The organism is Corallibacter sp. (genome assembly GCF_048381695.1).
Lineage (GTDB): Bacteria > Bacteroidota > Bacteroidia > Flavobacteriales > Flavobacteriaceae > Corallibacter > Corallibacter vietnamensis.
Map to the genome: position 1 here is coordinate 258,747 of NZ_JBLXHI010000002.1, position 20,314 is coordinate 279,060.

The 20,314-nt window shown below is 33.2% G+C and carries 12 protein-coding genes; 2 read left to right on the forward strand and 10 right to left on the reverse strand.

The genetic code is table 11. The features are described from left to right. The first annotated feature begins 48 nt into the window (after positions 1–48). The gene (locus ACN5J3_RS05005; RefSeq protein WP_418510990.1) at positions 49–855 is read left to right on the forward strand and encodes a hypothetical protein; all 807 of its coding nucleotides are present in this window, start codon (positions 49–51) and stop codon (positions 853–855) included. On the opposite strand, the gene ACN5J3_RS05010 is transcribed toward ACN5J3_RS05005, so the two are convergent. From ACN5J3_RS05010 to msrB, 5 genes are read right to left on the reverse strand one after another with little or no spacing between them, the layout of a single operon-like run. Further along, on the reverse strand, positions 844–4,527 hold the full coding sequence (locus tag ACN5J3_RS05010) for a metallophosphoesterase (protein ID WP_418510991.1): 3,684 nt from the start codon (positions 4,525–4,527) through the stop codon (positions 844–846). The two genes, ACN5J3_RS05005 and ACN5J3_RS05010, sit on opposite strands and share 12 nt — an antisense overlap. 52 nt (positions 4,528–4,579) lie before the next feature. Further along, positions 4,580–6,142 (reverse strand): protein adenylyltransferase SelO, encoded by a 1,563-nt coding sequence (locus ACN5J3_RS05015; RefSeq protein ID WP_418510992.1) that lies wholly within the window; start codon positions 6,140–6,142, stop codon positions 4,580–4,582. Then, positions 6,139–6,378 carry a glutaredoxin domain-containing protein gene (locus ACN5J3_RS05020; RefSeq protein WP_344726253.1) on the reverse strand — a complete coding sequence of 80 codons (240 nt, stop codon included), beginning with the start codon at positions 6,376–6,378 and terminating at the stop codon, positions 6,139–6,141. Before ACN5J3_RS05020 ends, ACN5J3_RS05015 begins: the two co-directional genes overlap by 4 nt. Before the next feature lie 17 nt (positions 6,379–6,395). Beyond that, positions 6,396–6,932, reverse strand: coding sequence for a peptide-methionine (S)-S-oxide reductase MsrA (gene msrA / locus ACN5J3_RS05025; protein ID WP_418510993.1), 537 nt, complete (start codon positions 6,930–6,932; stop codon positions 6,396–6,398). Further along, on the reverse strand, positions 6,932–7,384 hold the full coding sequence (gene msrB / locus ACN5J3_RS05030) for a peptide-methionine (R)-S-oxide reductase MsrB (RefSeq protein ID WP_344726257.1): 453 nt from the start codon (positions 7,382–7,384) through the stop codon (positions 6,932–6,934). Before msrB ends, msrA begins: the two co-directional genes overlap by 1 nt. Positions 7,385–7,594: 210 nt before the next feature. Between msrB and ACN5J3_RS05035 the strand changes: the two genes are divergently transcribed. Further along, a complete protein-coding gene (locus tag ACN5J3_RS05035; RefSeq protein WP_418510994.1) occupies positions 7,595–8,872 on the forward strand; it encodes a Pycsar system effector family protein in 1,278 nt (425 codons plus the stop codon). Here ACN5J3_RS05035 and ACN5J3_RS05040 read toward each other — a convergent pair. From ACN5J3_RS05040 to ACN5J3_RS05060, 5 genes are read right to left on the reverse strand one after another with little or no spacing between them, the layout of a single operon-like run. After that, positions 8,862–11,249: a GAF domain-containing protein gene (locus ACN5J3_RS05040; protein ID WP_418510995.1), complete on the reverse strand. Its 2,388-nt coding sequence runs from the start codon at positions 11,247–11,249 to the stop codon at positions 8,862–8,864. The two genes, ACN5J3_RS05035 and ACN5J3_RS05040, sit on opposite strands and share 11 nt — an antisense overlap. Positions 11,250–11,305: 56 nt before the next feature. Beyond that, positions 11,306–13,426: a glycoside hydrolase family 97 protein gene (locus ACN5J3_RS05045; RefSeq protein ID WP_418510996.1), complete on the reverse strand. Its 2,121-nt coding sequence runs from the start codon at positions 13,424–13,426 to the stop codon at positions 11,306–11,308. Positions 13,427–13,428: 2 nt separating this feature from the next. Beyond that, entirely contained in the window at positions 13,429–14,859 is a 1,431-nt protein-coding gene (locus tag ACN5J3_RS05050) for an alpha-amylase family glycosyl hydrolase (RefSeq protein ID WP_418510997.1), read from the reverse strand. 2 nt (positions 14,860–14,861) lie between these two features. Continuing rightward, on the reverse strand, positions 14,862–18,353 hold the full coding sequence (locus tag ACN5J3_RS05055; protein ID WP_418510998.1) for a TIM-barrel domain-containing protein: 3,492 nt from the start codon (positions 18,351–18,353) through the stop codon (positions 14,862–14,864). Then, entirely contained in the window at positions 18,350–20,299 is a 1,950-nt protein-coding gene (locus tag ACN5J3_RS05060) for a glycoside hydrolase family 13 protein (RefSeq protein WP_418510999.1), read from the reverse strand. Before ACN5J3_RS05060 ends, ACN5J3_RS05055 begins: the two co-directional genes overlap by 4 nt. Between the last annotated feature and the right edge of the window lie 15 nt (positions 20,300–20,314).

The following is a 20,314-nucleotide window of genomic DNA, read 5'->3' on the forward strand; positions in this document are numbered from 1 at the left end:
TTTTATTTATAAAAACAGTATACTTCAACTTATTAAATATAGCTTTTTATGACATCTAATTTATTAAAATTCACAGGTTTATTTTTTATTCTTTTATCATGCAACACTGGCAAACTTAATGTCATAGGCGATATAGCAAATAGCTTAAAAGAAGTTTCTGCTGCTGAATATATTTCAAACTCTAATTTGGTTTGGGTTATTGAAGATGCCGGCAATAAAAATAATTTATACGGACTTAACCTAAACGGAAACATTATAAAAGACATAGATATAAGTAACGCTGAAAACATTGACTGGGAAGATCTTACATCAGATAGTGATGGAAATATTTATATAGGTGATTTTGGTAATAATAAAGGAAAACGTAAAACATTTACTATATACAAAGTAAAAAATCCAGCCAATATAGCAGATAAAACCACTGCTGAAATTATAACCATTGAAATGCCTAAAAAATTGAAAGATGAAGATTATGAATCTTTCTTTTTACTCAACAATTATTTTTACTTATTTACCAAAGAATCGGGTTCGTTTAAAGTTGTAAAAGTGGCTAATAAAATTGGCAAACAAAAAGCCGAGTTAGTTACAGAGTTTAATCTAGAAGGTAAACACAACAAAATAACATCGGCTGATATTAGCAACGACGGAAAAACAGTCATTTTATTAAACCACGATAAACTTTGGAAAATTTCAGATTTCACCGCTGATAATTTCTTTAAAGGTCATATTGAAGTTGTTCCGTTTGAACATAACTCACAAAAAGAAGGCATTTGTTTTAAAACAAACAACACCATTCTTATTACCGATGAAAGACAAGGCAGCGATGGCGGAAATATTTATAGTTTAAAACTTTAACCCTAATCCAAAAGCAAATCTGAAACCATCATCACTATGAAATAGTGAAAAATCACCTGTGAATAATTCGGCTGCAATTAGTAAAAATCCGCCACCATAAGCGTTATGCCATTTATCTGACGGATCATTTTTAAGCCAAACACGGCCGTAATCAAAACCACCATAAACACCTAAATTTATTGGCACAATACCGGTTTTCATTTTACTGAACATATACCTAACATCTGTTAATTGATAGTAAGAATCCTTTCCTGTAAAACGCTGATTTCTGTATCCTCTTAAACCATCATTTGCTCCAATTGATGCCGCTTGATAAAACTCATAGCCATCTCCTAAAGTAATCTGTGACTTTAATTTTGTAGCTAAAACCAATTTCCCTTGAGGCTCTAATTTAAAATCAAAACCTAGATCTGGAATGATGTATCCAAAGCTATTAGAGTTATCTAGATTGGTCTTATATCCTACTTGAAAATTAGCATGCATTCCTAATGAAGGAAAAGCCGTGTTGTTTTTATTTTCAAAATGATAAGAAACCTCTGCTCCAAAGAAATTATTATTGTTTTCAATTACGTTTGAAAGGTAATATGTATTGATAAATCTATTATAAGTTTGTTCTACTTCAATAGCTTCATAGCTTAATGTAAGTTTAAATTGACCGTCTAAATTTCCTTTATAAATTAGTGAAGGTGCGATTCTTATAGTACTTAACTTTACGCGATTATAATCTCTATCAAAAACCTCATCGTTTTCAGCATTTGGGTTTATTGTTTCGTTACCATATCCAAAAAAGTTGATACTATAATTAGGACTTGTAAACACAGCATTTAAGCCTAGATTAAAACTACCTAACACATTAGCAAACTCTCCTTGATATGTTAAGTTATATCCGCTAGTAGCAGCATAAAAAGCTGCTGATAATTTATGTTGCGAACTAAAAGGGTTTCTGTTAAAACCATTTACGGTATAGGTATCTGTAAAACCAAATTTGAAACCGTCATCTGGATTAAACCCTAAAATAGGATACACCTGGTTATTGTTATATTTAAGTTTTTTATAGGCATAAGCGTTGATATCATAATCATCTGTCAATCTTACTTTTCCTTTATTGGTTTTAAACGTGTTCTTTTTTGACTTATAATCATAAACCTTAACACGTTTACCATTTTCAATATTATATATATCATTGTTTTGACCACCAATAAGTTTTACTGGAATAAGTTTATCACCTTGACCATAAACATGCAGTACATCGTCATCATCTAGTGCATATAACCAAATATCTTTTGTTTCCTCCTTGGTATAAGTTCGCTCATGAAAAACATCAGCTTTTTTGTCGTCTTTAATTCTATAGGCTGTAATTTTTGTTTGACCATTAGATAAACGCTCTATATCAAACCAATCATCTTTGTCTGTTCCTTTTACAACAGCTATTTTGTTTATAATTTTATAGTACCTATCTGATATATTCTGAAGATTATTTCGTCTTGCCTTAAGTTTAGATTTGATGTCTTCTAGAGTTTCATCATGTAGTTCTTGAGGTATAAAAGTAAAAGCTTCTTCAATAACATCATCTGTTAGGTTTGTTGTTATGGCTTTTACTTGTTCGTCCCAAACATCTTTAGTTGATTGACTTATTAATGCCATATCAAGTGGATAAGGTGATAAATTGAACCATTTTGGGCTTCTTAAATTATCATCATAAGACTGTAACATTCTTCCTGCCGGAACTAACCTAGATCCCAAACCAAGCATAAAACCATCAGCCATTTTTGAAAAAACCTGATCTCGGTCTCTAGGAACTGGCTGATAAATTGTTTTTCCATCTTTTTTTGTTGTTGCCCAACGCCATTGATCTTGGTGTCTGTCCCAATCTCCTAAAAGCATATCAAATAGACGCGCACGAACATAGGCAGACTCATTTATTACTACATCTTCATCAGATCTAATTTCATTAAGTAAATCGTCTGTTCCAATAAGCTCATCAGAATAGGCAAAACTTTTTTGATATCCATGATCATCACCAGCATGCTCTTCTATCATGTAAAGTTCATCGCCAAATGTATCATTATAAACACCTATTGTTTCTTGATGTGGCACATAGTACAATGTTGGGTTGGTATGTAAAACGCCAACTGCATCAGACAACGTTGCTGTTACAAAAGGCGCATAAGGATAAGACCCTGTAAACACGTAACGAATTAAGTCTTGAGCAGCTGTATTTGTAAATTGTCCTTCAATATATTGATCCTTAAAAGCAAAGGCTTGAATATAGTTTAATGCATTTTTTCTTAAGCCTCTCATAACATATTCTCTTCCTGTAGAATCTGCCAGTCGTAATGAATTAGATTGTGTTCCGCCTCCTTTTCTTATAGGCTTTAATCCGCCAAAAAGTGTATCAAGCATAACCGTTTTCAGCTTAATAGGAGTTGCATATTCTTTTGAATATCTATCTCCCCATAAAAACCTATAGAACTTACCTTTATCTGCTTCAGGCTTGGTATAAATAGACGCCATAGTTTCTGTAGGCACATCTTCTTTGTAGGTTTTGTTAGGGCTATTTCTTTTAGCATACACCTCTTTTTTGTATAAAGTATCTTCTGTTTTGGCTGCTATAAATGAAACCGAAGAAGAACCATCTTTATAAACATCTAATCTAGCAAATCCTGACTCACTTGATGAAAACAAACCACTACCCACATTTCTTGTCTGCGTTGACTTGGATCCTGAACCACTAATAATTTGCGTTAAATTATCCTCTACTAAATACTGTAAATTATGATCGTGTCCTGAAACAAAAATCACATGATCATTCTCTTGAGCAATTGTAATAATTCGTTTTCTTAATTCGTTATAGCGTTTGTTTTGAATATCTTCAGGACTAACACCTGTTGTTTTTCTTAATATGTTTTTTAATGTTCCTAACACAGGTATTGGCTTCATGTGGTCACTAAAAGCGTATTGACCACCATGCGGACCATTTGTAAACATAGGATGATGTATTGCTACAATGGTAGTTTTTCCTCGCGCTTTTTTTATTCTGCTTTCAAATTCAGCCAAAAATGTTTCACGAGTTCTTATATCGCATTTATCATTTATTGTTGGATGATTATCCCAATTGGCTATATACCATTTTGCATCTACAAAAATGAGTTCAATATTATCTGTAACTGTTTTGTTTTCAATAGCACAACCATTTTCAGGTAAAAAGGAGTTTTTACCCAAAACATCATCAATATAATCTTCTTGACGTTCTAATCCTTTTAAGCCATCAGAATACCAATCATGGTTTCCTGGTAAAAAGATCGTTCTCCCTTTAAAGTTTTTTACTGCATCTAGCTGCACATCTAGTTGATGCTTTGCAAATTCATAACCTTTTGCTCCTTCTTCTGGCAACCCTTTAGGATAAATATTATCACCTAGAAAAAAAGCTGTACTATTTTTTTGCGCATTATTTAAAGCCTCCTCAAATACTTGTAAAGCCTTTGTTTTTGTTCCGATAGGTGAATTTCCTGCATCGCCAATAAGGTAAAAAGAATGTTCAATTTCTTTTTCGCCATGTAACACATTACGCCACTGATCTTCACCCTGTTTATACTGGGTTTTGTAAGTTGCACATGCATTAAAAATAAGAATAATTAGTAAGCTAACAATCGTTTTTAAAGGTCTAAACATAGGGTTGTTTTAAAACTTAAAGTTACTATTTTTTATTGATATTAGTGTTATTTTAAGAGCTGCAAGATAACATAGAGCATCCTATTTTATGTCTTGCCCAATCCGGACGTTTTGCAAACCATTTTTGATATTTTGGCTGCTCGTCATAAGGTTTTTTTAGGAGCTGAAATAACTCATCAATCATTGTAAAATCGTTTTTATTTGCTGCATCTATTGCCAACTGTGCCATATAATTACGTAAAACATATTTGGGATTAACACTATTCATGAAGTGTTTTCTTTCTTGATTTGATATTGATTCAACTTGTAATCTATTCGCATAGCGACTAAACCATTCTTGCCATTGCTTTTTTATATCACCAGTAATTTCTTCAAGGTTATAAAAAGCTTCTTTTACAATATGGAACCATTTATCTGATTCATGTTCATCAAATTCACTTAAGCACCTAAAAAAGATTGTCATATCAGTTTCAGACACATGTAAAACATCTTCTAAATCTTGAATTAACAACTTGTCGAGTGCTTCTTCTTTTTGAAGACCTAACTTTGAACGCATCATTTTTAAAGACTCTTTATCAAAGTCTGTTTTATACTGATTTAAAACGGTTTCTAAAGGCGCTGCCTCTTCTATTAATGGATATAAAGCATTAGCTAATTGATACAAATTCCAAAGCCCCATGTTGGGTTGGTTTCCAAACCGATAACGTTTATGCTCTCTATCTGTGGTGTTTGGTGTCCAACCAAAATCAAATCCTTCTAACCAACCATATGGCCCATAATCTATTGTTAAACCTAGAATTGACATGTTATCAGTATTCATTACACCATGAACAAAACCTACGCGTTGCCAATGAATAATCATATTTAAAGTACGCTTTGCAACCTCTTTAAAAAACTTTATGTACGTTTTTTTTGAAGGTTTTCCTAAAAAAGAAAAATGTTGATGAATCGTAAAATCGACTAATGTTTTTAACGTTTCAACATCTTGCCTAGATGCAAAGATTTCATAATTACCAAAGCGTAAAAATGATGATGACACACGACAAACCACAGCACCTTTTTCGTAAGCAGGATTGCCATCATACATAACATCTCTCAAAACTTGATCTCCAGTAAGTGCTAACGACAAAGCTCGTGTAGTTGGCACGCCTAAATGATACATGGCTTCGCTACATAAATACTCTCTTATTGAAGAACGCAAAACCGCAAGCCCATCGGCCGATCGTGAATACGGAGTTTCTCCTGCTCCTTTTAACTGTAAAACCCAGCGGTTATTATTATGTTCTACCTCTGTTAAATTGATAGCACGACCATCACCCAATTGACCTGCCCAATGCCCAAACTGATGACCACCATAACACATGGCATAAGGCTTGGTGTTTTTTAATATTTTATTACCCGTAAATACGTTTAAAAAATCTTCACCCTTGCTATCCTCATGATCAAGTCCTATTTCATTAAGCATTTCTGGAGAAACATGTAGCATCTCTGGTTTTGCTGTTGATTTAGGATTTACATAAGAAAAGCACGCATCAAAAACCTGACGCCTTGAATTTTCTGTAATAGTATCTCCAGGAAGGTTTTCTGTAAATGTATTCTTTATGTTTAATTTCATTTATTCAACCATTTAATCAATTCTTTATCATTGGGATTTCTTAACCTTTTTCCTTCTACTAAAATTGTTGGAAAATGTAACCCTTCATTTTGGTATAAGTTACGTAATTCTGAAGCAAATTCAGTATTCTTTTTTACATCAAGAAACGCGTAATTTAAATTACGCGTTTCAAAAAATGTTTTATAGTATTGTGTTTTATGGCATTGGCTACTGCCATATAGTTTTATTTGTTTCAAGAAGATATCTTTTCTTTTTATATTAATTTTTCAGAATGCAGTTTTTTTAGTTTTGCCAACTTTGGATTTATGACAAATGTACAATACCCAAAATCAGGATTATTTTTATAAAAATCTTGATGTTCTTTTTCTGCTTCAAAAAATGGTTTTAATGGACTTATTTCTGTAACAATAGTTTCATCATAATACGCTTGAAGATCTCTAACAACTTGTTCTGCTATATCTTTTTGCAAACTATTTTCATAAAATATAACCGACCTGTATTGCGTTCCTACATCGGCGCCTTGTCGGTTTAACGTTGTTGGATCATGTGTTGTCATAAAAATCACTAATATATCTCTGTAAGAAATAATACGACTATCAAAAGTGATTTTTACAACCTCTGCATGCCCTGTAAGGCCTGAACAAATTTCTCTGTAAGTTGGCTTTCCAGGAACTGTTCCTCCTGAATATCCTGACATTACAGATATAACTCCTTTTACCTCTTGAAAAACGGCTTCGGTACACCAAAAACAACCGCCTCCAACTACTGCTGTTTGTATATGACTATTCATTAAACTGTACCTTTCTGCAATGTTAGAGATTCCGAATTCACACAATATCGTAAGCCACTCGGCTCTGGGCCATCAGGAAACACATGTCCTAAATGTGCATCGCAAGTGTTGCACATAATCTCTACACGTACCATACCAAATGTTGTGTCTTTTTCATACTTCACAGCATTCTCTTTTATAGGCTGTGTAAAGCTTGGCCAACCAGTTCCTGAACTAAATTTAATGGTAGAATCAAACAATGGTGTATCACAACAAACACAATTATACTTTCCTGCTTCGTGGCTAGAGCAAAATGCACCTGTACCAGCCATTTCAGTTCCTTTTTTTCGGGTTATTCTAAACTGCTCATCAGTAAGAATAGCTCGCCATTCTTCAGGAGATTTTTCTACTCTTTTGTCTGGTATGGGATTTCCATTTACTGAAAAATTGATAACATTTTTCCAAGTTAACATACTATGTCCTTTCTTTAATTTAAGTTATATAAACTCATTAGAAGTTAATAAAAAAACTGTAAGAAAAATACAGTTCTTCGCTTTAATCTATTGATTGAATTGGTCGTTATTTCTCTAATTTACTTACAATCATATCATATCACTAAAAACGCTTTATTTTAGTTATTTTTTAGTAATTTGTACGTCTAATTTAGCCTAGATATCAAATTTATGACAAATATTATAGAAAAGGCAGAAGCATATGTCTTTGATTTATTTAAAGAAGAACTTGATCACACATTTTTATACCATAATTTCACACATACAGAACGTGTTTTAAGAAGCTTAAGAGAAATAATTTCTCACTCTGAAATAAGCAAACAAGATGCTGAAATTCTACAACTAGCTGCTATTCTTCACGATACTGGTTACACAAAAACAAGAGACGGTCATGAAGAAGAAAGTGTAAAAATTGCTACAAAGTTTTTAAATAATCATGGAGTTGATAAATCTATCATTGATGCTGTAAACGCTTGTATTATGGCAACAAAATTTAAAGATTCTCCTAAAACTGAATTAGAAAAAATAATTAGAGATGCTGATGCGTCTCACTTTGGAAAAGATTATTTTAAAGAAACTAGCGAGTTTTTAAGAAAAGAATTTGAAATTCAAGGTATAGCAACATATTCTCCTAGTGAATGGCTTGAAGGAAACATTAAGGTACTTACCGAGAAACATACTTTTTATACCGATTATGCTTTAAAGAACTGGCAACCTCAAAAAGAGAGTAATTTAGCAAGCTTAATAAAAGAAAAAAACAAACAAAAAAAGCGTGAAAAACGCGAAAAACAAAAAGCAAAATACAAAGCTCAATATAAAAATGAAAGTCCTGAAAGAGGTATTCAAACCTTTTATAGAGTTGCTTTAAGAAACCACATTAAATTAAGTGATATTGCTGATACAAAAGCTAACATTTTGCTTTCTGTAAACGCCATTATTATTTCATTGGTACTTTCTAACTTGATGTCTAAATTAGATAGTCCTTCTAATCAATACCTTATTATTCCTACTGCTATTTTCACAGTTTCTAGTGTAATATCTATGGTGTTATCTATTATTGCTACAAAACCAAACATAACACGTGGCGAGTTTACCAAAGAAGATGTAGAAAACAAAGATGTTAACCTTACGTTTTTTGGTAATTTCCATAAAATGGAACTTAACGAATATCAATGGGCAATTAACGAACTTTTGAAAGACAAAGACTATGTTTACAGTTCACTAACAAAAGATTTGTATTTTTTAGGAAAAGTGCTTGATAGAAAATACAGAATTTTACGCCTTACTTATAATATTTTTATGATTGGCATGATAATATCTGTACTATCTTTTGCTGTGTCTTTTAAGTTACAAAGTAATAAAAAGCTTGAGGATGTTATTTCAATTAAGACTGAAAAAAATGATGTAAAAACACCTATTAAAGACACTTACATTGTATCTAATCTTTAATAGCTTGCATTAAATCATTATAGGTATAAAATTCATTTTCATCGGCCTTTTCATGCTGATATAAAATACTAACTTTTAAAGCTTTTAATCCAGTTACTCCTTGAAGATCTTCCAACTCTACTATTTGCACATCGTCACCTAGTAGTTTTTTAGCTTGGAAAAACTCTATGTATCTTAAGTATTCATCTTCATCTTCGCTTTGAGAATAAACAATACTTAATTTACCTTTTTCAGTAACGCGCTCATCAGTTCCTTTTACAAAAGCTTTATCTACACGTTTTTTCACAACTTCATATCTTGCATTGTAAGTTCCATCTACATCAAATTGTTTTTCATCCATTCTAAACCTTATAGAAAGTGGTTGATTAAAAACAAGTATCATAGAGGCTACATCAAGCGAAATTGGATATAACTGCTGATTACTATAGTAAGCATTTTCCATCTCACACATAACTTGAATTTGCCACAATCTCAAGTTATAGAGATATATCATATTAAAACTATCTTCTCTAGTAATAGACTCTCCTATGTACATATTATGCTCTACACCATCTGTCTTGAAACGCTCAAAAAAGTGTGGGTACATATTTTGAGCTTCCATTTGCCTAGTATCTAACAATGTTGACATGTTTTTATTTATAAGCTTTATGGTATTATCATAACTACTACGGTAATGATATATGACATCAAGCTCATCATCCAGCTTGCTTAAATAGTCTTTTATTTCGTCTTTTAAGCTAGATTTTGATTTAAGAAGCAGGTCAAATAACGGACCAACTTCATGCTTTAAAAAAGTTGTTATTTGGTGTTCGCTATCAACTTTTATACCTGACTTTAATTGCTCTTTAAAAGTTTTAACCTGAAACATGATTTGCTCATAAACAGGCATTTTCTTTTCTTTTAAAGCTTTATCAATTATTTTTTCGGCGTAAGATAATTGTAGAGATAAATCTTTTTGTGTTGCTAAATTTCTAGCTTCAGAAGAACCTTTTACGTCTATTTGTCCGAATAATGGGTAAACATCTTTAAATGAAATTTTACTAAAAGCTGTGTTTTTATTCTGAAAAATATTTTCTTTTATAAATAACTGTGCTGCTTGTTTAAATCGCCAATGCACACTAGGGTGTATTGATGTACACTCTTGTTGAATAATAGCTTCAATAAGGTTTTCTTGTTCGTTTTTAGAACGTTCTACCGCTGCCACAATGTATGGCATGACATCTACCAACTTATTGGCATTAATACTATTTAATGCTTTAGGCACATTAGACACTAACTCTAAAATTCCCATTAAGCCTTCATCATTGGCAATAGGAGCAAAAATAGCACTCTTTATACCTTGCTCGTGCAATACATTAATTTGAGGTGTGCATGCACTTGATGATTGCTTAAACGCATTATCTACATTAGATATTGATACTGGTTTATTCTCTTTTAACAGCTTATTGTATGACCATTCACAAAATACATCAACACAGCTATTAGAATCTATATCGTGAAGTAAGAAACTACACATACCTTCTCCATAAACCCTATCAAAAGTTTGATCATCTTTATTGTAAACTAAAAAACCAACCTTAATATCAGGTATGTTTAAAAACGACTTAAAAATAGACTGAAAATTCTCAATAAAATTTTCGTCTTTTCGTTTTCCTTCAGCAATTAAATTTGATTTTATTGTTGATATAGCGTGATCATCAGTTACATTAAAAATATTAGAAATAACAAAGCCACTAAACACATAAGTGTTTGGCGGAAATTTTTGTTTCCACATTTCAATGTTATCAAAATTATCTAATAATTCATCTACATCATTTTGTGTTATTTTAGGTGCTTTGCTTGTTGCTTCTATTTCAGTAAAATCAGCATTATAAAGTATTTTATAATACCTCATTATACCATCTGCTCCTGGTATCTCGTAAAAAAAAGGCCTTTTAAAATTTAAATCATAGCCATACTTAATGTTGAGAATGATAGTACAAGCAGCTATGTATAAATAATCTTCTGGTAAGTTATTTATGGTAAGTTTAAAATCATCTCCTGCATCACTTATTATTTTTTTAAATCGTTCAGATTCATTAAAAATAATATCATGAAACGGCATAGAGGCTGTTTTAATCTCGTTTTTAGTCAATACAGGACTAAACGAATCTTGAAGTAAAAGTTTTATTTCGTTTTCTCTTTCTTTTAAAACTTCAAGATTCGTAAACCCCTGACGCAGTTCCGGATAAGCCTCGGCTGTTTTTAAAACACGTTTTGACTTAGCAGATAGAAATGTATCTTCACTATTTGCTAATTCCTCATATTGCTCTAACAGCTTATTAAAACTAATCTTAAGCGTAAAAGGAGACTCTAAATTACCATTCAAACCTTTCATATTGCAAAGCTACAAATAATAACTTAAGTCGTACAACTCCTTATTTACTTACGCTATTATTTTTTTATTAAACTAATGGCGAAACCACCTCCGGCTGCTAAATTACATGATAATTTAGACGCCTTTGTTATTGTAAGCGTTTCAACCTCTAGGTCTGTTGGATTGTTATCCCAATGTGCTGTTTTACCGTCTTTGTAAATTGTAGCTTGGTACGTTACATCTGCATCTAAAAAGCTAAAATCTACATCAATTGTTCTAGCATTCTCATCAGTAATACCTCCAACAAACCAATTTTCTGTAAGACGTTCTTTTCTTGCAATTGTTACAAAATCTCCAACTTCTCCATTCAACACTGTAGTTTGTTGCCAATCTACACCTACGTCTTTTATAAATTGAAGTGCCTTTGGATTAGCCTCGTAATGTTCTACTAAATCGGCCGCCATTTGAATTGGACTATAAATCACGACATACAATGCTAACTGTTGTGCAATGGTTGTGTTTACCTGATTATCTGGTTTGTATTCATCAAATTTAATATTGAAAATTCCAGGCGTATAATCTATTGGACCAGACAACATTCTTGTAAAAGCAACTATAGGTAAATGCTCTGGCGGATTACCTCCGTCGCTTGCCCAAGCATTAAATTCTTGCCCTCTCAATCCTTCTCGAGAAATGGTGTTAGGATACGTTCTACGTAATCCTGTTGCTTTTATTGGTTCATGCGCATTAATAGCTACTTGGTATCTAGCTGCTTTTTCAACAGTATTATTGTAGTGATTTACCATGTATTGCCCATGATGGTATTCGCCTTTTGGTAAAATCTTACCCACATAACCAGTTTTTACCGAATGCATACCCAAACTTTGCATCAAAGCAAAAGCTGTATCCTGCTGTTTTGTATATGTTTCGGTAGCTGCAGATGTTTCATGATGCATAATAATTTCTACACCTTTTTCTTTAGCATAGCGTACTACTTCGTTTATATCGTAATCTGGATAAGGTGTTACAAAATCAAATACGCCTTCACGGTCTTCAAAACCTATCCAGTTTTCCCAACCAGTATTCCATCCTTCAACCAAAACACCTCCGATATTGTTTTTTGCTGAAAAGTCAATAAAGTTTTTAACATTTTCAGTTGTTGCACCATGTTTTCCGTGTGCTTTACCAGTATCTTTCCATTCACCGTTTATGTGCTCCATACCATAATGCCAAGTTGATTTATCTAAATGCATCTCCCACCAAACACCTGTATACTTCATTGGTGTAAACCAAGATACGTCTCCAAGTTTATTTGGCTCATTTAGATTCACGATTAACTTTGATTCTATAAGTTCTGGTGCATTATTTGAGATTTGAATTGTTCTCCAAGGCGTCTCAAAAGGCAACGTTCTTTTCACCTTATAATCGGTGTTTTCTGAACCTACTAAACTACTCTTTAAATCAAGGTTTTTAGTATCTACTTTTAAGGTCATTCCTGAATAATCTATCAACGCTGCTTCGTGAAAACTTAAATGTGTTCCATCTGCACCAACCATAGTAACTGGTGTGTTAACAGCATTTTCCGGAATATATGTTTGTGCTAAATTTTTGTGGTTTGCAAACTGTAAGGCATCAACCTCTGATAACTTTGTAGTATTATACAAATGCTCATAAATATCCCAATCACCAGGAATCCAAAAGGTTTTGTAGTCTTCGGTTAAATTGAACTCTGTATGTTCATCTTTAATCAGTGCTTCTTTAAAGTTAGCTTGTTCAGGGAATTCATATCTGAACCCAATACCATCGTCATATACTTTGAAAACAAGGTTTAGTTTTCGTTTTAATTCTGATGTTTCTTGTAATTCAACTCTTAATTCATTGTAATGGTTTACTACATCTACTTGTTCTCCCCAAGGCATTTGCCAAGTCTCATTGAACGTGCTTGTTGTTGTATTTACAATATTGAAATTATCCTTTAAGGCTTTAGCATTTGTAAACTCAAACCCTAAATACGAGCTATCCACAACCTTCTTATTATTGAAAACAACTGAATAAAAAGGCTTTCCTTTAGCATTCAAGTTGAAATCTACAACGATGGTTCCGTTTGGTGACGTTGCTTGATATTTTTTTGATTCATTGTTACTACTACAGCTTGAAAACAGTAAAGCAATAACAAGAATTGCAATGATTTTTTTCATTCTTATTTTACTAAAATTTTAAACTCCCATGGTTGAAGCGTCATCTCACTTGCTTCTAATTTTACAGCTTGATTAGATAAGTAATCTGTAAAATCTCCAGATACTTCAGGTGTAATAGTTTGTGGCTCTTTTGTAAAGTTACCAATAAAGACAACTTCATCTCCTGCTTTTTCACGTTTAAAAACTAATACATTTTCATTATCAGCATTTAATCTTTGGTAAGCTGCTGCTTGTTTTCCTCCGTTTAATGCTTTATTGCTGTTTTTAAGTGTTCCTAACTTTTTTAGTAGTTCAAAGTAGTTTCCTTTTGTCTTTGGAATAGAATCTTTTTCAAAGAATTTCAAACGATGATCCATGTCGTATTCTTGACCAGAATAAATTAATGGCATACCAGGAATTGTATAGCTTAATGCTGTAAATATTTCTTTATTTTCTGGCATACGCTCTTTTAAAGTTCCAGCCCAAGAGTTCTCATCATGGTTTGTAACAAAGTACATGTTAATATCATCGTCTTGTAGCGTAGAATCTATTTTTACCATATAGTCATCTAGTGCTTTTACCGTTTTGTGACCTTTAGCTATGTCGTTAAAAATATGATGTGCTTCCCAACCGTAATGCATATCAAAACCGTTTTGCAATAAATCTGGTTGTTCTGCTTCAGCTAACATAAATACTGGTTTTACCGTTTTTAAAGTATCAATAGCACGCTTAAAGAAATCAACTGGTACTTTGTGTGCAACGTCCATTCTATAACCATCAATATTTACGTCTTCAACCCAATATTTCATATCAGCAATCATTGCATTACGCATATCTTGGTTGTCATAATTTAAATCAGCAACATCTGTCCATCCCCAAGATTCTCCTGTGTCTGGGTTGATAGGATCAATAATTTCACCTTTGTCGTTTTGTGTGAAATATTCTGGGTGTTCAGCAATCCAAGGATGATCCCAACCTGTGTGGTTAGGTACCCAATCAACAATAACATAGATTCCATTTTCGTGAGCTGTATCAACTAACTCTTGAAAGTCTTCTAACGTTCCAAATTCTGGGTTTATAGAACGGTAATCTGACACTGAATAGTAACTACCTAAATATTTTTTACGTTCATTTTCGTCTTCAATATCGCTAGTGAATTGTCCGTCGGTAGCTTTACGTTTTACTTCAGAAATTCTGTTAATTGGCATAACCCAAATAACCTTAACACCTAAATCCTTTAACACAGGAATATCTTTAGTGAACGCGTCAAAAGTACCTTCTGGTGAATACTGACGAATGTTTGCCTCATAAATCACGGCTTGCTCTTCTACATCAGCATTAAAATTAGGAAATGCTTCTACCTGCTTTTCTTCCGCAGGTTGCTCTACTTTTTTATCATTTTTACAAGCTGTAAAAACGGAAATCGTCATTAAAAGGGCTATTAATTTTTTCATGTTTATTGGTTTAATTTTAGTCTAATTGTTTTACTGTTTTTAGTGCTCCAAGTTACCGGAATACGCACTTTTTTTATTTCTGTATTATGTATTATTTCTTGTTGTTTATTATCAACTTTTATTTGTTTTGGTGTTTTAGAAATGTTATGAATAACAAGCTCAATTTGTTTTGTTTCACTTGAAAAATGCTTACCTATTTCTGCATTAAACTCAAATTCTAAATAGCGTTGATTGCTTTCAGATTTGAATTCGAGAATTTCGTAGTTCCCCTTTTCAAAAGCGTTAACAGTTGAACCATTGTCATTATACATTTGATAATCACTACTTCCTACTTCTTTATCAAAATAATAATGAAGCTCTAATACCGAACCATTGTAGGTTTTTGTTGATTGCATTGGTTTTGCCATAGGAATAAAACTTCCACCTCTCACAAATGTTGGTATGCTATTTTCTTTTATTTCGTAATTAATTGGGTGACCTCCTTTGTATAATTCATCGGAATAAAAATCAAACCAATTAGATGTTTTTGGAAAATAAACCGATGTCGTTTTTTGTCCAGCCTCAAGAATTGGCGCAACTAGAATATTGTCTCCCCATAAATACGTTTTTGAATAATTATAAAGCTGTGAATTAGCGGCTTCTTCAAAAAACAATGGTCGCATTAATGGTGCTCCTGTTTGGTTGTTTTCAAACATGAGGTTGTAATTATAAGGCAACAACTTGTAACGTAATTCTATGGCTTGTTTTGCCAAGGCTTTGGCTTTCTCACTTCTAAAAACCGGTTCACTTGGCACATCTTCTTGCGCATGAGGTCTATAAATTGGTTGAAAAACGCCATACTGAAGCCAACGCACATACAGTTCATCTTCAAGATTTGCTCCTGCAAAACCACCAAGATCACTATGCATATAGGCTAATCCTTGCATTCCCATTTGCAATGCAATTTCTGGCTGACTTTGCAATCCGCCCCAAGTTCTGTTGACGTCTCCAGACCAAGGTACTAAACCGTAACGTTGCGAACCTGAATAACCAGCACGCATTAAAACAAATGGTCGTTGATTTGGTAAAGCTTCATGAAAAGCATCTTGAACCAGTTTTGCCCAATCGTGACCAAAAGTATTATGAACTTCATCAGCTGTTCCTGTTGCATGAATTACACTAGAAGGATGTACTTCAGGTTCTCCTAAATCTCCCCAAATTCCTGTAACTCCAAGATTCAACAAGTCTTTATTTACTCCTTTAAACCAATTGTAACCAGACTTACTATATACATCTACCAAGCCTGTGTTTCCGAAGAAAAAATCATAGGTTGCTGGATTGCCCAAGCTATCTTTTGCTAAAGCGTTGTTGGTAACCGCTTCGTTCCATCGGTTAGATGTTGTTAATATAAAAGGTTCTGTAATGAGAATGGTTTCTACATTTTTGGCCTGCAATTCCTTTATCATTTGTTTTGGGTTTGGGAACGAATCTCTATGAAATTCTAAATTACCCATGGTTCCCATAACCTCTTTTCCAAACCAATATAAATCCAGAATCACTGCGTCAACAGGAATATGTTCTTCTCTAAAAGCATCAATGGTTTTTAATGTTTCTTTTTGAGAATGATAACCAAATCTACTTGAAAAATTTCCTAAAGCCCAACGAGGCAACATTGGTTGTTTTCCTGTTAAATCGGTATAATTATCTATGACATCATACCAAGAATCTCCAACAATGACCTGATACGTTTTACGACCAGAAATGGTTTCGTAAGTTAGTGTATTGTCGCCTTTACTATCTAAATCTAAATATCCTATTGGAGCATTGTCAAAATGTACCATATACTGTTTTGACGACATCACAATTGGCAAGGTGAAATTCATTAACTCACTTGTAGTTTCATAGCCATAATGCGCTTTATTATAAAGCTGCAAACGATGACCACGACGATTCATTCCTAAAGCTCTTGCTCCAGCTCCATACAACACTTCATCAGGTGTTAGATTAAATTGAATGGTCTCAAAAGCATCATTTTTTTGGTAGCCATTTTTTTCTGAAATGACTTCTTTTCCGTCTTTCCAATATGAAATATTGAAAGGCGATTTGGTTATAAGAACCGATAAATCTTTAGATTTTAACGTCACTTCTGAATTGGTTTCAGAAAATTGAACACCTGAAAATCCTTTATTTAAAACCACTGCGTGAGATGGTTTTGCGCTTGCAGTTTCACCTTTTGGCAGAAAGGTGGTTTCTGCTATTTTAGATGTAAAGAATTGAATGTTATATGAACCATCAGATACTTTCACGTTTAGCTCATTATTGTTAAAAGAAGCATTAACAAACTCACGCGTTTTTATAGCATCTTGAAACAACCACGTAATAGCTTCTTCAAAATTTTCTCGCCATAATGTTTCGTTGTGTTTTCCGTCAGGAACAACTTTTGACCTTATGTTTTCAGTAGAAAAACCATTGTTTTTTAAAACAGAAATCATTTGATTCATGTCTTTTACGGTCTGACTTATCTCATCAAAACCTGCTTTTTCACCTTCTTTTCCTCCTGCAAGGAAATACATTTTTGTATCGTTTAGATTTGCATGCGATTTTGTGTAATTTTCAATTTCTGGTGCAAACCAAAATGCTGGTGAATACACACCTACTTTCCCAAATACGTTAGGATATTTTAAGGCTGCATAATGCGAAATTAAACCTCCCATTGAACTCCCAAAAATGGCTGTGTGCTTTTTATCTTTTAAGGTGTTGTAATTAGAATCAATGCATGGTTTTAGTGTATTGACGATAAACTCTAAATAGGCATCGCCTTCGCCTCCGCCATATTTTTCATTTTTGAAAGGTGAATATTCATCCAGACGCTTATTAGCGCCATTATCAATACCAACAACTATAAGCTTTAAATTTTTATTTCGGAATAGTTTATCTAGTGTTTCATCAACACTCCATTCATTTGAATATGAAGATGTTTTTTTATCAAATAAATTTTGTCCGTCATGCATATACACAACAGGATACGATTGATTTGAGGTCTTATAATCTGCTGGCAAATACAACCAAACACGACGTTTACGGTTGAGTTGCGGCATGTTGAACGTATCTGATAGAATTGTAACATGCTTTGTGACTGTTGAAGCATTTTCAACATCAAATAAATTGTCCCAACCTACTATCTTTAGTTTTAAAGTATCTGGTTTACTACCAAATGTGTAGCTACGATTTTCAATAGCAAAACCTTTTTTGTCACACTCAACAGAACTCCAAGCACCTTGCGTAAACTTGAAATTAATTGTGCCTTCGCTTTGAGGTAATGTGATGGTATAACGACCATCTTGTAACTCTAATTGATAGGCTTTTTGTCCTCCAGACCAACCTTCAAAATCGCCTGAAATAAATATCGAAGCATTTTCTGGTGTTTCCTTTGGCACTTGCTCTACAACAATAGTAACTTGAGCAAACGTTGTTTGGAATAAAAGAAGACATAAAATGTAGGTTAGTTGTTTCATTTAATTTTTGTTGTTAATACTATGGCTCCTTTTTCTTTTAAAACAATGCTATCTTTCCAAATTACAGTTTCTCCTGTAAATACATTTTTTAATGTTTTTCCTGTTAAACCTAATTCTTCAAATCGGCTTGTATTTAAATTAAAAGCGTCTTCATTTTTATTCAGAATATGAACAACTGTTTCGTCATCATTAAACCTTGCTAAAACATAGGTATTGTCTTCTGGTGCAAAGTGCATGGTTTTTCCATTATGAATGGCTTTAGAGTTTTTTCTAAAATTCATCAGTTTAGACACATAACTCTGCATATCCTTTTTAGTTTCTTCCAGATTGTCGCCTGTAAACGCATTTACAGCATCACCTTCCCAACCACCAGGAAAATCGGTACGAATTAATCCGTGATCACCTGGTTTATCAAAATCATTCATTAAGATTTCTGTACCATAATACATTTGAAACGTACGCGGTAATACTGCCAAATAGCTCAACGCCATTTTCGTGTTGGTAATGTCACCTTGTAATTGCGTAAAAATACGGCTCATATCGTGGTTGTCTGGAAACACTAAAATGTCTTCAGGTCTTGTATAATGAAAATCGTTAGCCAATGCTGTGTATATTTCCATAAGACCAGTTCCCCAAGTTTCTTCGTTTTTTAATCCTGCTATAATTTTTTCTTGCATAGCAAAATCCATAGTTGAGCGTAAGTTAGAGTCATAACCATCTGCATTTTGATGACCATCTTGCCAATATCCAATTAACAACGGATTGCTTGACCATTCTTCACCTACAATATTAAAATTTGGATATTCTGCCATTATAACTCCAGCCCAATCGCTCATGAAATCTTTGTCAGGATATGGATAAGTATCTTGACGAATACCACCAAGACCTAGTGTTTCTATCCACCAAATACTATTTTGAATAAGATACTTTGCCATAAACGGATTACGTTGATTAAGATCTGGCATTCCCTGAACAAACCAACCATCGCTCATTTCCTGTTTATCAATTTTTGAAGCATAGCTATCTTGGTTTACCGTTCTTCTGTGTGATGAACGTTTTACAATCTCATTACTCCAATTAGCTTTATTTGCTTCGTAATGCGCTTGATAATTTACCCAATCACTAAATGGTAAGTCTTTCATCCACCAATGTTCCAAACCGCAATGGTTTGCGACTTGGTCCATAATTAGCTTCATATTATTTTTTCGTAATTCGTCAGCTAATTTTCTGTAGTCTTCGGTTGTACCAAATCTTGGATCTACTTGATAATAATCAGTAATAGCATAACCATGATAGGATGCATGATGCATGTCGTTAGTTAGCACAGGACAAGGCCAAACAGCAGTAAAACCTAAATCTTTAATATAGTTGACATGCGCTGTAATTCCTTCAAGATCGCCACCATGACGTGCATAATCATTGGTTCTATCTATGTGTTTTTCGTTTAGGTTATCAAACGTATCATTGTTTGGATTAGCGTTTGCAAAACGATCTGGTGTGATTAGATAAATAGCATCTGAACTATTAAACCCTACAAAATCTTCAGCTGATTTTTCTCTAGCTTTAAGCTCGTAAGTTGTTACGAGTTCTTCGTTGTCATCATTTTTAAATATGATATTGAAAGTTCCTGCTTTGGTACTGTTTGAAATGATGACATCTATAAACAGGTAGTTATTGCTTTTTTCTGCTTTACTTACATGTGCAATAGTTACTCCAGGATATTCAATACTTGGTTGGTAACTCCCAATATTTTGATGATGTACTAATAACTGTAAGCTATCATTTTTAAAACCAGTCCACCAATTAGGTGGTTCTACGCGATCAATATCGTTTTTATTAATCAACGCTTTAGGTTGACTGCTGGCTATTGATGTAGAAGTTTGCTCTTTACAAGACACACTTAAAACCAATAGAAGCATTAAAAATATAGGTGTGTACTTTTTCATGTTAAATAGTTTTAA

Coding starts and splice junctions, on each gene's coding strand:
- ACN5J3_RS05010 (WP_418510991.1), bottom strand. CDS start 4,527: ATGTTTAGACCTTTAAAAACGATTGTTAGCTTACTAATTATTCTTATT.
- msrA (WP_418510993.1), bottom strand. CDS start 6,932: ATGAATAGTCATATACAAACAGCAGTAGTTGGAGGCGGTTGTTTTTGG.
- ACN5J3_RS05045 (WP_418510996.1), bottom strand. CDS start 13,426: ATGAAAAAAATCATTGCAATTCTTGTTATTGCTTTACTGTTTTCAAGC.
- ACN5J3_RS05035 (WP_418510994.1), top strand. CDS start 7,595: ATGACAAATATTATAGAAAAGGCAGAAGCATATGTCTTTGATTTATTT.
- ACN5J3_RS05060 (WP_418510999.1), bottom strand. CDS start 20,299: ATGAAAAAGTACACACCTATATTTTTAATGCTTCTATTGGTTTTAAGT.
- ACN5J3_RS05055 (WP_418510998.1), bottom strand. CDS start 18,353: ATGAAACAACTAACCTACATTTTATGTCTTCTTTTATTCCAAACAACG.
- ACN5J3_RS05015 (WP_418510992.1), bottom strand. CDS start 6,142: ATGAAATTAAACATAAAGAATACATTTACAGAAAACCTTCCTGGAGAT.
- ACN5J3_RS05005 (WP_418510990.1), top strand. CDS start 49: ATGACATCTAATTTATTAAAATTCACAGGTTTATTTTTTATTCTTTTA.
- ACN5J3_RS05040 (WP_418510995.1), bottom strand. CDS start 11,249: ATGAAAGGTTTGAATGGTAATTTAGAGTCTCCTTTTACGCTTAAGATT.
- msrB (WP_344726257.1), bottom strand. CDS start 7,384: ATGTTAACTTGGAAAAATGTTATCAATTTTTCAGTAAATGGAAATCCC.
- ACN5J3_RS05050 (WP_418510997.1), bottom strand. CDS start 14,859: ATGAAAAAATTAATAGCCCTTTTAATGACGATTTCCGTTTTTACAGCT.